This is a genomic window from Bergeyella anatis, from assembly GCF_036016955.1.
In the GTDB taxonomy this organism is placed as follows: domain Bacteria; phylum Bacteroidota; class Bacteroidia; order Flavobacteriales; family Weeksellaceae; genus JAYWXI01.
Genome location: NZ_JAYWXI010000001.1, coordinates 96,515 through 109,117 on the forward strand (window position 1 = coordinate 96,515; position 12,603 = coordinate 109,117).

Annotated in this window: 13 protein-coding genes and 1 tRNA gene; 8 read left to right on the forward strand and 6 right to left on the reverse strand. The window is 44.0% G+C overall.

Features of this window, described 5'->3' with window-relative positions; genetic code table 11:
• The first annotated feature begins 51 nt into the window (after positions 1-51).
• The 3 genes from VQ048_RS00455 to VQ048_RS00465 all read left to right on the forward strand — a co-directional run bounded on the left by VQ048_RS00455 (position 52) and on the right by VQ048_RS00465 (position 2,048).
• Positions 52-1,332: a TlpA family protein disulfide reductase gene (locus VQ048_RS00455; protein WP_327609721.1), complete on the forward strand. Its 1,281-nt coding sequence runs from the start codon at positions 52-54 to the stop codon at positions 1,330-1,332.
• A gap of 44 nt (positions 1,333-1,376) precedes the next feature.
• Positions 1,377-1,450, forward strand: a tRNA-Met gene (locus VQ048_RS00460).
• A 67-nt stretch (positions 1,451-1,517) separates the two neighbouring features.
• Positions 1,518-2,048 (forward strand): DUF1003 domain-containing protein, encoded by a 531-nt coding sequence (locus VQ048_RS00465; protein WP_327609722.1) that lies wholly within the window; start codon positions 1,518-1,520, stop codon positions 2,046-2,048.
• On the opposite strand, the gene mgtE is transcribed toward VQ048_RS00465, so the two are convergent.
• Both mgtE and secG read right to left on the reverse strand, forming a co-directional pair.
• Positions 2,045-3,352 carry a magnesium transporter gene (gene mgtE / locus VQ048_RS00470; protein WP_442872804.1) on the reverse strand — a complete coding sequence of 436 codons (1,308 nt, stop codon included), beginning with the start codon at positions 3,350-3,352 and terminating at the stop codon, positions 2,045-2,047. The genes VQ048_RS00465 and mgtE overlap by 4 nt on opposite strands.
• 184 nt (positions 3,353-3,536) lie before the next feature.
• The gene (gene secG, locus VQ048_RS00475; protein ID WP_327609723.1) at positions 3,537-3,869 is read right to left on the reverse strand and encodes a preprotein translocase subunit SecG; all 333 of its coding nucleotides are present in this window, start codon (positions 3,867-3,869) and stop codon (positions 3,537-3,539) included.
• Between the two features lie 290 nt (positions 3,870-4,159).
• Between secG and recR the strand changes: the two genes are divergently transcribed.
• A complete protein-coding gene (recR, locus tag VQ048_RS00480) occupies positions 4,160-4,771 on the forward strand; it encodes a recombination mediator RecR (RefSeq protein ID WP_327609917.1) in 612 nt (203 codons plus the stop codon).
• Positions 4,772-4,787: 16 nt separating this feature from the next.
• A complete protein-coding gene (locus VQ048_RS00485; protein ID WP_327609724.1) occupies positions 4,788-5,606 on the forward strand; it encodes a glycosyltransferase family 2 protein in 819 nt (272 codons plus the stop codon).
• Positions 5,607-5,624: 18 nt separating this feature from the next.
• Here VQ048_RS00485 and recO read toward each other — a convergent pair whose 3' ends face one another.
• From recO to VQ048_RS00505, 4 genes are read right to left on the reverse strand one after another with little or no spacing between them, the layout of a single operon-like run.
• A complete protein-coding gene (recO, locus tag VQ048_RS00490; protein WP_327609725.1) occupies positions 5,625-6,314 on the reverse strand; it encodes a DNA repair protein RecO in 690 nt (229 codons plus the stop codon).
• A gap of 1 nt (position 6,315) precedes the next feature.
• The gene (porZ, locus tag VQ048_RS00495; protein WP_327609726.1) at positions 6,316-8,649 is read right to left on the reverse strand and encodes a type IX secretion system anionic LPS delivery protein PorZ; all 2,334 of its coding nucleotides are present in this window, start codon (positions 8,647-8,649) and stop codon (positions 6,316-6,318) included.
• Positions 8,601-9,560, reverse strand: coding sequence for a bifunctional metallophosphatase/5'-nucleotidase (locus VQ048_RS00500; RefSeq protein WP_327609727.1), 960 nt, complete (start codon positions 9,558-9,560; stop codon positions 8,601-8,603). The genes porZ and VQ048_RS00500 overlap by 49 nt, the downstream gene beginning before the upstream one ends.
• Positions 9,560-10,318 carry a 5'-nucleotidase C-terminal domain-containing protein gene (locus VQ048_RS00505; RefSeq protein ID WP_327609728.1) on the reverse strand — a complete coding sequence of 253 codons (759 nt, stop codon included), beginning with the start codon at positions 10,316-10,318 and terminating at the stop codon, positions 9,560-9,562. Before VQ048_RS00505 ends, VQ048_RS00500 begins: the two co-directional genes overlap by 1 nt.
• A gap of 114 nt (positions 10,319-10,432) precedes the next feature.
• Between VQ048_RS00505 and dapA the strand changes: the two genes are divergently transcribed.
• The 3 genes from dapA to VQ048_RS00520 all read left to right on the forward strand — a co-directional run bounded on the left by dapA (position 10,433) and on the right by VQ048_RS00520 (position 12,601).
• Complete coding sequence (gene dapA, locus VQ048_RS00510; protein ID WP_327609729.1) at positions 10,433-11,308, forward strand: 4-hydroxy-tetrahydrodipicolinate synthase; 876 nt, start codon at positions 10,433-10,435, stop codon at positions 11,306-11,308.
• A gap of 54 nt (positions 11,309-11,362) precedes the next feature.
• Positions 11,363-11,881 (forward strand): GNAT family N-acetyltransferase, encoded by a 519-nt coding sequence (locus tag VQ048_RS00515; RefSeq protein ID WP_327609730.1) that lies wholly within the window; start codon positions 11,363-11,365, stop codon positions 11,879-11,881.
• A 162-nt stretch (positions 11,882-12,043) separates the two neighbouring features.
• Positions 12,044-12,601 carry a helix-turn-helix domain-containing protein gene (locus tag VQ048_RS00520; protein ID WP_327609731.1) on the forward strand — a complete coding sequence of 186 codons (558 nt, stop codon included), beginning with the start codon at positions 12,044-12,046 and terminating at the stop codon, positions 12,599-12,601.
• Positions 12,602-12,603: the final 2 nt, after the last annotated feature.

Genomic DNA, 12,603 nt, shown 5'->3' on the forward strand with positions numbered 1-12,603 from the left:
TATTATGAGATAACACATAACCCACCTTGGTGGGTTATTTTTAGTTTTACTATGAGACGGATTTTTTTTTCTTTATTGCTCTTTTTGGGGATTTCAATAGGAGCGCAATTTAAAATCGAGGTTGTTTCAGATCGTAATCTTGAAGGGAGCGAAGCTTTTTTTTATACGCTTAACGGTTCTAAGGATGTCTTGGTCGGAAAAGTTCTTCAGAAAAAAGGCCAATGGAAACTGGTTTATCCCAAGTCTTATACGGGAATGATGAAGATCTATTTTCCGGAATTTAACTATAATGTGAATTTAGTATCGGAAAATAAAGATGTGGCTATTCGATTGACTACCGAGGGCGATAAGATTACAGAAGTTATTTTTTCGGATGAGGTTAATGCTTTGATGGATGAGGTTCAGGGGCTTCAGATGCGGAAAAAAAATATTTTGCCGGTGCTTTCCCAAATCAAAGGGTATTATAAGCCTTCGGCTCCTTTTTATAAAAATCTTAATGAGGAGATAACGCGTTTGTCTTCTACTATGCCGGATGTTTCTGTTCATCCTTTCATCGGTTACTATACGGCAACGTATGGGCGTTTTCTTCTTCAGGCTTCAGAAGCAGGAGAATCTAATGAAGAGGTTCTTCGTTTTATATCGAACTCTGGAGATTATTTGGAAACCAGTGGGCTTATGAAACCTCTTTTATTGACTTATCTCAAAAATGCGGGAGGGGTATCGCCGGAGACAGCGGTGCAAAATTTACTTGATGAGGTGAATGTAGAAACGCCTAGAGGTCAGACGGTGCTTTCGGAATTGATTGATATTTTTGATGCTTATGGGATGACTGCTTTGAAAGAAAAATATTTGACGGAGGCCAAAAATCTCAAGTGTACGATTAACGAAAGGTTGGCGTCTACGCTTGAAACGAATAAAAGAACCGAAATAGGCGCAAAACTTCCGGACTATGTTTTCCGTTCGGCAACCAATACCAAAGCAAAGTCCATTGCTGCAGTGAAAGCGAAGAAAAAAGTCTTGGTGTTTTGGTCTTCCACTTGTTCGCATTGCGAAACGGAGCTGCCTAAATTTATCCCTTACTACGAGCAAATGAAACGTAATGGAGTGGAAATTATAGGATTGTCTTTTGACTCGGATAAGGCTTCTTATTTGGCTAAAGCGGAGAGTTATCCATGGATTAACGATTCGGAATTAAAAGGGTGGTATAGCTCTTATGGAGAGTTGTATAACATTCATGCAACGCCGAGTTATATTATTTTAAATGAAAATAATGTGATTTTGGATAAGCCGGAACATTTTGGTGAAGTAATTTCTTCGTTAGATTTAAAATAATTTTGTGGATTTGTAAAATATTTCTATATTTGCACCACTCTAAAGGCGAGGTAGCTCAGATGGTTAGAGCGCAGGATTCATAACCCTGAGGTCACGGGTTCAATTCCCGTCTTCGCTACAAACCACTCCTATTATAGGAGTGGTTTTTTATTTTCGATTCCGCAGAAAAAACCTTATCTTTAACCATGCAACAGAAACAAAATCATACGGCGGCGGAGCTCGATGAGCGGATTCAGGCTAAAATCGGTTGGTTGGAGAGGGTGGCTAATAGCGTTATGTTATGGGTGGGATCGGTATCTTCTTTAGTGGTTCATACGTTGCTTTTTATTGCGGCTTTTCTTTTACCGGTGTTCGGTTGGGTGCCTTTTGATACAATGCTTCTTACTTTGACCACGATTCTTTCTTTGGAAGCGATTTATTTGGCGATTTTCATTCAAATGTCGGTTAATAAGAGTAACGAGCACATCGAAGTCTTAAAAGAAGACGTGGAGGAGATTAACGAAAACATTGAAGATATTCAGGAGGATATTGAGGAAATTAACGAAGATATTCACGAAGAATTGGGGGAAGATGACGAACACTATAGTGAAAAGGCTCGTACCGTGATGCTGAAAAGCAAAGTGTCGAACAATAAAAATAACATTGATTCTTTAAAATCGAAGATGGATGAGATTGAGCGGTTGCTTAATAAAATCAGACAGGAAAATACGCCTTAGATATGGAGAATCATTCGGGCGATGGAGAAATAGATGAGTACGCCGAGGATGTCGTTGGAGGTGGTGATAAACGGGCCGGTAGCGATAGCGGGATCAATTTTATTTTTGTTAAGGATGATGGGGACTACCGTTCCGATGACGGCAGCGACCATGATAACGGCTAGCAGAGAGACCGAGATGGTTAAAGAAACCGTTAAATCATGATGGTTGATAAGGAGGTTGAACCCGAAAATAATAAGGGAGAGAATGAGGCCTGAAGCGGCGGATACGCTAACCTCCTTGATGAGGGTTCGGAAAGTGTCTTTTCCCAGGGTGTCGTTCGCCAATCCCTGAACGATGATGGCCGAGGCTTGGACACCGATGTTTCCTGCGGTAGCTGCAATTAGGGGGACGAAAAACATTAAAGCGGGAACGTTTTGGAGAGCGCTTTGATTGCCTTGCAAAACTCGAGAGCCGACAAGCCCTCCGACCATACCGATAAACAACCAAGGTAATCGGGCTTTGGTCATGTTGAAGATATTGTCGGTATGGTCGACATCGCTGGAAATCCCTGAAGCCAATTGGTAATCTTTTTCGCTTTCTTCTTTTACGAAATCCATCACGTCGTCCACGGTAATTCGTCCTACGAGTTTACCCAAAGAGTCGACAACGGGCACTTCAAAAAGGTCGTAACGTTGCATAAAACGGGCAACTTCTTCGGCTTCTTCGGAATCTTTAACGGAACGGAATTTGGGATTAAAAACCTCGGCTACTTTGGTCGAGGACGAAGTGGTCAGTAGTTTTTTCAGACTGAGTATGCCGAGGAGTTTTTCGCTGTCGTCCACCACGTAGATGGAGTAGACTTCTTCCATCTCTTCGGCTTGTTTTCTCATTTCTTTGACGGCGGAAATGATGGAAAGGTTTTGATTTACTTTTACCAATTCGGTGGCCATTAATCCTCCTGCGGTGTCTTCGTCATAGCGGAGGAGATCCACGATATTTTGGGCGTGTTCTTCGTCATCCAGATGCTGGATGATTTCGTCCTGCTGTTCTTCGGGGAGTTCGGCGATGATGTCGGCAGCGTCGTCGGAATCAATTTCGTTTATGATTTCATCGGCGATTTCTTTGGAAGAGAGGTGGCTTAGGAATTTTTTTCGGTCGTCTTCGTCGATTTCCAAAAGCATTTCGGCCGATTGTTCATTACCCATATGGTCGTAAAGGAATTTTTGTTCCTCTTCGTCCAGTTCTTCAAAAAGCACGGCAATATCTACCGCTTCCATCTCCGAGATAAGGATGGCGGTTTCACTTACGTTGCGCTGCTCAATGGCTTTTTTTAGCTGGGTCTGAAAGGTTCTGTTTTCTTCTGCCAAAATATTAGAATAGAGTAGTTATGATTTTTCGGAGAGAGCAAAAGTAAGGATTTAATATTAAACGAATGCCCGAAAGAAATAAAAAAATCCGCTTTTAACAAAGTTAAAAGCGGAAGGATAATCGAAATAAATATAGATTTTATTTTCCTGCGGGAGCCTGCTGAGAGGCAGGGGCCGTAGTTTGTTGCGCTGGGGCAGAAGACTGCTGCACCGGAGCTGGTTTTGTCGTAGAGGAAGGTTTAGCCGTTAGGACGACGCTTAGAACGATAAGTACAACAATGGTTGTTCCGAGCGTCCAAGTGGATTTTTCCATGAAATCGTTGGTTCGTTGCACGCCGAATTGAGCTGCCCCGGATCCTCCGAATGTTGAAGAAAGCCCTCCACCTTTGGGATTTTGAGCCATTACAACAATGATAAGAAGCAGACAGGCAATCATGATAAGTACCATGAAGAGGTAAAATATTGTACTCATGTGTTGTTCCGAATTTTAGTTCGCAAATATAGGTATTTTTTGGCGAATTACAAATTATTTTTAAGCTTGAACGAGAGCAGGATAGGCCTTTTGGGGGAGCGACTTTGGTGGTGAACTAGCGATTGGGAGATGCAGGATGAAATTTTTGAGATTTCTATTTTTTTGAATGAAGTTTTCAGGAGGGAATGCTGATTTAATTTTCCGATGCAAACATTCAATAGGGATTTAATGTTGGGATGAAGCTCACGATGCAACTTGGCGGGGGGCGCCAAAACCGTTATCTTTGTGCGATGGACTATCCGAGTAAAATTTTGGCTCATGCCGTTGAAGAAATCAGCGGGCTTCCCGGGATTGGGAAGAAATCGGCGCTTCGTTTGGCGCTTCACCTTCTGAAGCAGCCCGAAAGTCAGGCGATGGCTTTGGGGACGGCACTTCAGAGGTTGGTTAAAGAGATCAAGTATTGCAGAGAGTGTTATAATTTTTCGGATACGGAGATCTGTGAGATTTGTGCCAGTGAGAGGCGGCACTCGCAATTATTGTGTGTGGTGGAGGATGTACGGGATGTCATGGCGATTGAAAATACGGGAAAATACCAAGGCAAGTATTTGGTTTTGGGAGGGCGAATTTCTCCGATGGAAGGGGTAGGGCCCAATCAGCTTAATATCGGTGCTTTGGATAAAAAACTTTCTTCGGGAGAGGTTTCCGAAATTATTTTTGCGCTCAGTGCCACGATGGAGGGGGATACGACGGCGTACTATATTTACAAAAAGTACAAGGGGTATGAGGTTAAGTTTTCTTCGATTGCCCGAGGGATTGCGGTAGGGGACGAACTGGAATATGCTGATGAACTTTCGTTGGGGCGTTCCATCCAAAACCGGACTCCATACAGCGAAGCGGGATAGCGAAAGTTGAAAAATCATGGTTAAAATTTCCGTTATTCTTCCGGTGTACAATGCCGAATCTACTGTTCGGAAATCCCTTGAATCCATTGTTTGTCAATCTGTTGAAGGGGTGGAGTTTGAAGTTGTTGTGGTTAATGATGGCTCTACGGATGATAGTGAGAGAGAGGTTTTGGCATTTAAAAAGGAGCATCCTGAAATTCCCTTTCGGTATATTGTGCAGGAAAACCGAGGGGTTTCTTCTGCTCGTAATGCGGGGATGCGCGAGGCAACGGGGGATTTTTTTGCTTTATTGGATGCCGATGATGTTTGGCTTGAACAAAAAACGGCTATTCAGCTGGAGTATCTCACGGATGCAGCGATGGCGTTGGATTTTTTGGCGGGGAAACGAACGGGGCAAAAGATTCGGTTTCCTTATACGGTTAAAGGAAAGCTGGCCAAAATAACCTTCAGGAAAATTCTTTTGAGAAATGAGGCTATGCCTTCGACGGTTATTTTTCGCAGGAAGGTTTTGGAGAGCACGGGATTTTTCAAGGAAGGGCAGTGTTACGCGGAAGATGTCAATTATTGGTTGAAAATTTCTCTGAATCATGCCATGGCTTTGTTGGATGAGGAGGTGGTTTTTGCGGGAGGAGGCAAACGGACGTTTGGGGAGTCGGGGCTTTCGGCCAATTTGGAGGCAATGGAATCTGGTTTTCAGCAGAATCTTGACGAGATGCATCGGATGGGAAGGCTTGGTTTTTGGGAGGTTAAGGGGTATAAGGTTTACCAAAGGGGGAAGTATTGGTTTTTGAGAGTTCGGGTTTTTCTCGCTCGGGTGAAGAGGTATTTTGTTTAGCCTTCTTTTTTATTTTTTTTAAAATAATTGTTTGAGGACTTCGAGGGAATTCGGCGATCGGAAATTACCGAAATGGTAGTGGTAATAGATTAAGAGGCTGTCTAGGAAAAAAGCTCTTTCTTTAGACGGGATTATGGTTGCATAGGGCTCTTTGGCAAGGCTTAGGGTCTGCCAGAGTTCAGAAACCGATTGGTTAAAAACCGAATGCGCTTGGGTTGGGATAAATTGGGCGGTTTCGGGATCTAAAAAAGGGTTGGTGCTGTATAAGGGTTGGAGGCCTTGGATTTGCAACAGACGGTGGAGAAACACCAGATGGCAGGCGTAATTTTTGTTTTGAAACTGAGATTGGAGGGCTCGGATTTCTTCGTAGAGTTCTGGGTTGCTGTTTTCGTGGCGGAGGATTTGGTTGAGGAAATCCGATACAAAAAAAACAATGGCTCCCAGTTTGAAATCGGTATTCCAATCTTGGAACGCGTTGGGGGCTAACTCGATGTTGTGAATGCTTTTTAATGCTGAATTTGATGAATTTCGCACTAAAAACTCGATTTCCCTCAGGGGTTGGATAAAGGCTTTTTTTCGGTTTTTCGGAGCAAAAATCCCTTTGATGAAATAACTGTTGTAGCCGTTTTTTAAGGTAAAGCAATGCAGTACAGCGTTATGATCGCCGTGTTTGGTGTAGGCTAGCAGCCATCCTCTTTCTTGTTCCATATCAATTGACTACGGCAATTTTGGCGGTGGCTTTATCGGTGCCGTCGGCGTTGGTCATCAAGACGAAATAGATGCCGGAAGCGACTCTTTTTCCGTTGTTGGTTAAGTCCCAATCGTAGTATCCTCCCCGTGCAACGGCCTGATGAACCAAATGGCCGGCCGCGTCGGTAATGCGGATATTGGTACGTTCGGCAAGGCCTCTGATGCGGACGCTGCCTTTGTGATTGGCGTAGACCACAGGGTTTGGATAGACGAGAATCTCCCCGAAATTTTCGCTAACGTTGGCGACGTCGCCTTGGTAGGTTACGATGCCGTCAATGGTGGCAAAAAATATTTTACCGCTTTTGGGATCTATTTTAATGTCGGTTACGTTGTTGTTGGGCAGGGGAGAGTTTTCTCGGGTAAAATGCTGGATGGTTTTTTGGCCGTTAGCACTCAGGTAAAATACGCCTCCTCCTTCTACGGAAACCCATTTTTGATTTCCGGAATCCACTGCGATTTGGAGAATGGCCGAGTCTCTGAATAATTCTTCTCCGATGCCGTTTTGTTCAATGATTATGGGTTCGGCGGAGGCATTTTGATAATTGGAAGAGAGATTGCTTATTACTCTTAGTCCTAGGTCGGTGCCGATCCAGGCGGTTCCGTTTTGATCCATGGCGACACTCAGTGAACCTTGGCTTCCGGAGGGGAGGCCTGATTCGGAATTTAGGAGGATTTTTAAATCATCGGCGGTATTTAGAGGGGTGTTGTTTAGATGGATGATACCGAAGCTATTGGCTCTTGGGAGAGGGATAAGAAGCAAGCCGTTATGGAATACAGGTTTTAAGGCGCCGAAGCCTCGTGTTCCTTGCAGGAGGCTGTAGTCGAAACGGTCGGTGCTCCGATTGTAGGAGGCGTAGGCACTCAGCCAGTCGTTCGTGTTTACGAAAGAGGTGGCGAAAAGATTGTTTTTGTCGTCAAAGACCAGTCCGGTGGGGCGGCTTAGGTAGTCGGGTTGCCCACTGTGGTAAAATTTGACGGGTTCAAAATCTTTAGCGTTACGGTCGTAGCGCATTTTGTAAATTCCCTGAGTCGGCGTGTTGCTCATGTTGGTGAAGAAAACCTCGTTGTCATCTGTGGGATTAGCGATGACATCCATCACGTTGAAGCGTTCCGAATTGTTATTCAAAAAGAACGAAGGGTAGACCCACTGGCTGCCGTCATAGAAAAGGAAACCGAGATTGGGGTAAGCGGCAACCGAGGGAGGTTCATTATAGCGCTTTTCGAAGACGCCTGTGGAGACCCATAGTTTACCGTTATTTAAGTGCATTTTGTAGGCTCGATTGCTGTAAGGGCCGTCGGGAAGAATATAATTTCCATCAGGTGCGATGATGCCGCGTGAAGCGGTAGCGGCGTAGAGTTTTCCTTTGAAAATCCAAGCGGCGTTTAATTCTTCTTTCGAGCTCAGGGAGCGGTTTGGTAAACCAGAAAGACGGAAGGTTTTGACTTCTTTGGAGGAAGTGGCTATGATTTCTTCAGGCGAGAGGGTAAGATTTTTTAGGTTGGAAAAAGTTTCTTGCAGTCGGTTGAAAGGGGTGTTTTCGCCGTAGTAAACTTCCGTGGGGTTTCCAAAAGCCAGTTGGTTGCCGTTGCTGGCGATGAATTGAAAATTTCCCGAAGCAGTGGTTTGCCACGACGAGAATACGGAGAAAGCGACGTTGATGGCGTGGCTTTTGAGGCCTGTTGCGGTCGCTGAATACACGGTGCCTTGGTGGATGACGGAAGCCTTGGCAGCTTCATAAACCCCGTTGTTTAGGAAGAAGCAAGTGTCTTCAAATTCTTTACGGGTCAAATTGAATAGGGAAACGCCATAATCGGCCGAAATAACGGCCTTATCGCCCGTGATAGCGATATGGTTGATTTTTTTTGAACCGTTAAAACCTGAGGCCATAGGGATGTCTATCACATAGGTAATGCCGTCTTCTTTAATGACGTCCATGGTTCCGTTGGTGTAGCCTATTAATCCTATTTTCAGTGTTTCGTTGTAATCAAAAGCGGAAATTTTCACTTCGTGGAGACCGTTGGCTTTGGAGAGTTTGGTGATTTCTCCGCTGGCGGGGGTGAAGTAGAACAGTCCGTTTTCGGTGGCGGCCACGATTCTTTGGCCGTCCGGGCGTATGAGCAGGACGTTTTGATACGAAAACAAGTCGCTCCACCGGCTGGAACTGATGGATTGGGCTTTGCCGAGGAAAGCGGATAGAATCATCAGTATAAGCCATGAAATCGAGCGTTGCCAAGGGTTTAGGTTTATCCCAAAACCGAATCTAAAGCAGCGTTGATGGGTTGGTTGTTCCATGCGGTATTTTTGAGGTTTTTGCTTCGATCGAAAAAGAAATCTATGCGGCCGAGCAGAAGACCGGCAAAGCCCACTTGGTTTACTAAGACCTGTTTTCCAGCCCGGTTTTCGTAGGCTTGAGGTTCGGGGAGGAAGGTGTGGGTGTGTCCGCCGAGAATAAGATCGATGTTTTCGGTTTTGGAAGCCAAACGCACGTCGGATATTTTTTGGTCGTTATCGCGGTACTGGTAGCCCAGATGAGAAAGGCAAATGACCAAATCGCATTTTTTCTCTTTTTTTAGAAGTTCGGCGTAATGGTTTGCGGTTTCCACGGGGTCCAAATATTTGGTTTCGAGGAATTGTTTTTTACCTACCAATCCGTCCAGCTCGATTCCAAGACCGAATATTCCGACTTTAATGGGGCCTTTTTTGAAGATTTTGTAGGGCTGGGTTCTTCCTTCCACGATGGTGTTCGTAAAATCGTAGTTGGACGTGATGAAGGGGAATTTGGCGTGGGGAAGAACTTTTATAAAGCCTTCCAAGCCGTTGTCGAAATCGTGATTTCCCATTGTGGCGGCGTCGTAGCCCATCATGGACATGAGTTTGAATTCAAGTTCGCCTCCGAAAAGATTGAAATAAGGGGTTCCTTGGAAAATATCTCCGGAATCCAAAAGTAAAACATTTTGTTCTTCTTTCCTTATTTGGGCAATGAGGTGGGCTCTTCGTGCAAATCCTCCTTTGTTGGCGTTGCGGCCTCCGGTTTCGTCGAAGGGCTCGATACGGCTGTGCTGGTCGTTGGTGTGCAGTATGGTGAGTTTGTACGCGGGTTCTTGATTCAGGATTCCGTTGGTGGAACCGAATAGAAAGTTAGGGGAGGCAGCCAATGCTAAAGAGCCTGCTCCTGCTGTTTTTATGAATTGCTTTCTGTTCATTATTCTTGGGCTTTGTCTTTGAAGATGAGTCGGATGTCTTTTGGTGTTTTGACTTCGGGGTTTTCCTTGAATTTTTCGATGAAGAGATCTCGTAGTTTTATTCCGGTGTTAATCATTTCGCCCCGGCTGAAAAACCGCATATTATCCCCTCCGAAAGCCAAATAGTCGGACGTGGCGATGTAATAGGTTTGGTTGGGATTTATGGGGGCGCCGTTGATTAGGGCTTGGGTTATTTTTTTGTTTTCGGTTTCAATGAGAAAGCCCGATACCGGATTGTTTTTTTGGGTTTCCAAATAGTATTGAAAAAGGCCTTCGAGGTCTTTGCCTGACATTTTCATGATGACGACTTCATTTTCGAAAGGCATGACTTCATATACATGTTTCAATAAAATGTCGCCTTGGCCGATGCTGGTGCGTATTCCTCCGATGTTGATGACGGAAGCATCGGTGATAGGGAGTCCGTTTTTAGCGGCCCATTGCCTTGCTCCCTGAAGCGTGTAGTCGGCCAAAAGGTTTCCCAAATTGCTGTTGTCTCCCTGTTTGGTGAGTTCCACTTCGGTATGGGAAATTTTGGCATTCATTTGGTTTTCCAATGCTTTTTTGTAAGGAATGATGGTTTGTTCAACGGTTTTATCCGAAGCGTTTTCCGAAGCAATGGCGATGTTTTTCTGGGGCTGAACCGACGATAGAACGATCGGGGAGTGGCAGGACCAGAGAATCGAAGCCGAAAGCAAGGAAATCCAAAGTTTATTTTTCATGATGATGCGATGTTACTTTGCAAAGATAAATATATGCTTTGTATTTTCTATGCGGTTCAAGCGTAATTCTTTGAACAAAATTTTATAACTTTGGTTTTTAATTAATGCAGTATAATGAGTAGACTAAAAGGAGTGGGCGTGGCATTGGTAACGCCTTTTAACGAAGATTTGTCGGTTGATTTTGAAGCTTTGACAAATCTGGTAAACTATAATATAGAAAACGGGATTGGGTATTTGGTGGTCTTGGGGACGACGGCGGAAGCTGCTACGCTTTCTCAGGAAGAAAAGGCCTTAGTGATTGAGCACGTGGTTAAGGTGAATGCCGGGCGTGTGCCGTTGGTCTTAGGTATAGGAGGTAATAATACGCAAGAAGTTAAAAAGCAGATCGAAGCAGCGGATCTCTCGGCTTTTGACGCGGTGCTTTCGGTTTCGCCGTATTACAATAAGCCGAATCAGGAAGGGCTTTATCAGCATTATAAGGCGCTGGCTTCTACGGGAAAACCGATTATCATTTACAATGTTCCGGGAAGGACGGGGCAGAATATCGAGGCTTCCACGACCCTTCGTTTGGCGGAAGAGTTTCCTAATCTTTTCATGATTAAGGAGGCGGCCCCCAATATCCTGCAGTATTTTGATATACTGAGAAAGAAACCTTCTGGTTTTTCTTTGGTGTCTGGGGATGACGAATTTACTTTGCCGGTAACTTTGGCTGGCGGTGACGGGGTGATTTCCGTGATAGGACAGGCGTATCCCAAGGAGTTCTCTACCATGGTTCGCTTGGCTTTTGAGGGGAAAGTGAAGGAGGCTTATGCTATTCATAACCGTTTGGTGGATATTACGCGTTTGATTTTTGCCGAAGGGAATCCTTGTGGGATTAAAACCGTTTTGGCCGAGAAGGGGATTCTTAAAAATCATCTTCGTTTGCCGTTGGTTCCGGCTTCGGAAGGGTTGCAGCAGAGGATACGGGAAGCCATGGCGCTTTTGCAATAAGATTTAAAAATAGAGCAGGTTTTTTTAAGCCTGCTTTTTTAGGGTTTTGTTTTTATGAAAATTGATTTTATCGACGCTTCTTTGTCGGATATTCCTCGGATTCGGGCTATTGCGAAGCGGTCTTGGGAAGCGGCTTATAGGGAGGTTCTTTCTCCGGAACAAATTGCTTATATGCTGAAGATGATGTATTCGGATGAACAGTTGGAGCGTCACTTTGCTGCGTCTAAATATCGTTACGTATTGTTTCGGAATGGAGGGGAGGAAATGGGGTTTATGGGGTTTGAACACGATTATGAGCCGGAAACAACAAAGCTTCATCGTCTTTATCTTTTGCCTGAATCCCAGGGGCAAGGGGTAGGGAAAGCGGGACTGGGTTTTCTCAAGAAGCAAGTGGCACGGTATGGTAATCGAAAGATTATTCTTAATGTGAATAAAAAAAATAAGGCTTTGTCTTTTTATCGTTCTCAGGGGTTCGAGGTTTATGGTGAAGGGATTTTTGATATTGGGGGAGGTTTCGTGATGGATGACTACCTTATGGCGTATGATTATCGAGATCTTTCGTTTTTTTCTTGAATTTGTTTTTTTAGGGTTTGATTGATAGAGAAATTTTTAACGTTTTTTTAATATGAGGGTGTTTTTTTTAGGCGTAGAAAAATATGGTGATTTATTTTTAAAATTAGAGTTGGTTTTGGTAAAGTAATTGTATCTTTACTTTCTGAAACAAAAAACCGATGAATGAAAATTAATCTGAAATTTGATTTTAATGCCATTTGCCGCAAAGTACTTGAAGAACAGCTGGCTGCAATGGGAGTTAATCATAGAGTGTTGGCTTTTGGAGAGGTCGAACTCTTGGAAAAATTGCCTAAAGAGAGTTATTCGGAGCTGAAAGAACGTTTGCAGGCCTATGGTATCGACATTATTGAGGATCAAAAAACAGCTTTGGTTCAGAAAATTAAAGACGTGATCGCCAAAATGGTATTTTCGGAGGAAAGTATCCAGGTGAAGGCTTCGGTGTATTTGGCGGAACAGTTGGGGCATAGTTACGGGTATATTTCTAACGTTTTTTCCCAGGTAACTTATACGTCTATCGAAAATTATATCATTTTACAAAAAATTGAATACGCTAAGCAGTTGTTAATCATCGAAAATCTTTCGTTGACGGATATTGCCCATCGGCTGAGTTATTCCAGTGTGGCTCATCTCAGTACTCAGTTTAAAAATACGACGGGTATGACGCCTTCTCAGTTTCAGAAGATTATAGCCAAACGTAGGGTTCAAGCCATTAAAAATTAAAT

Coding starts and splice junctions, on each gene's coding strand:
- VQ048_RS00455 (WP_327609721.1), top strand. CDS start 52: ATGAGACGGATTTTTTTTTCTTTATTGCTCTTTTTGGGGATTTCAATA.
- VQ048_RS00465 (WP_327609722.1), top strand. CDS start 1,518: ATGCAACAGAAACAAAATCATACGGCGGCGGAGCTCGATGAGCGGATT.
- secG (WP_327609723.1), bottom strand. CDS start 3,869: ATGAGTACAATATTTTACCTCTTCATGGTACTTATCATGATTGCCTGT.
- recR (WP_327609917.1), top strand. CDS start 4,160: ATGGACTATCCGAGTAAAATTTTGGCTCATGCCGTTGAAGAAATCAGC.
- VQ048_RS00485 (WP_327609724.1), top strand. CDS start 4,788: ATGGTTAAAATTTCCGTTATTCTTCCGGTGTACAATGCCGAATCTACT.
- recO (WP_327609725.1), bottom strand. CDS start 6,314: ATGGAACAAGAAAGAGGATGGCTGCTAGCCTACACCAAACACGGCGAT.
- porZ (WP_327609726.1), bottom strand. CDS start 8,649: ATGGAACAACCAACCCATCAACGCTGCTTTAGATTCGGTTTTGGGATA.
- VQ048_RS00500 (WP_327609727.1), bottom strand. CDS start 9,560: ATGAACAGAAAGCAATTCATAAAAACAGCAGGAGCAGGCTCTTTAGCA.
- VQ048_RS00505 (WP_327609728.1), bottom strand. CDS start 10,318: ATGAAAAATAAACTTTGGATTTCCTTGCTTTCGGCTTCGATTCTCTGG.
- dapA (WP_327609729.1), top strand. CDS start 10,433: ATGAGTAGACTAAAAGGAGTGGGCGTGGCATTGGTAACGCCTTTTAAC.
- VQ048_RS00515 (WP_327609730.1), top strand. CDS start 11,363: ATGAAAATTGATTTTATCGACGCTTCTTTGTCGGATATTCCTCGGATT.
- VQ048_RS00520 (WP_327609731.1), top strand. CDS start 12,044: ATGAAAATTAATCTGAAATTTGATTTTAATGCCATTTGCCGCAAAGTA.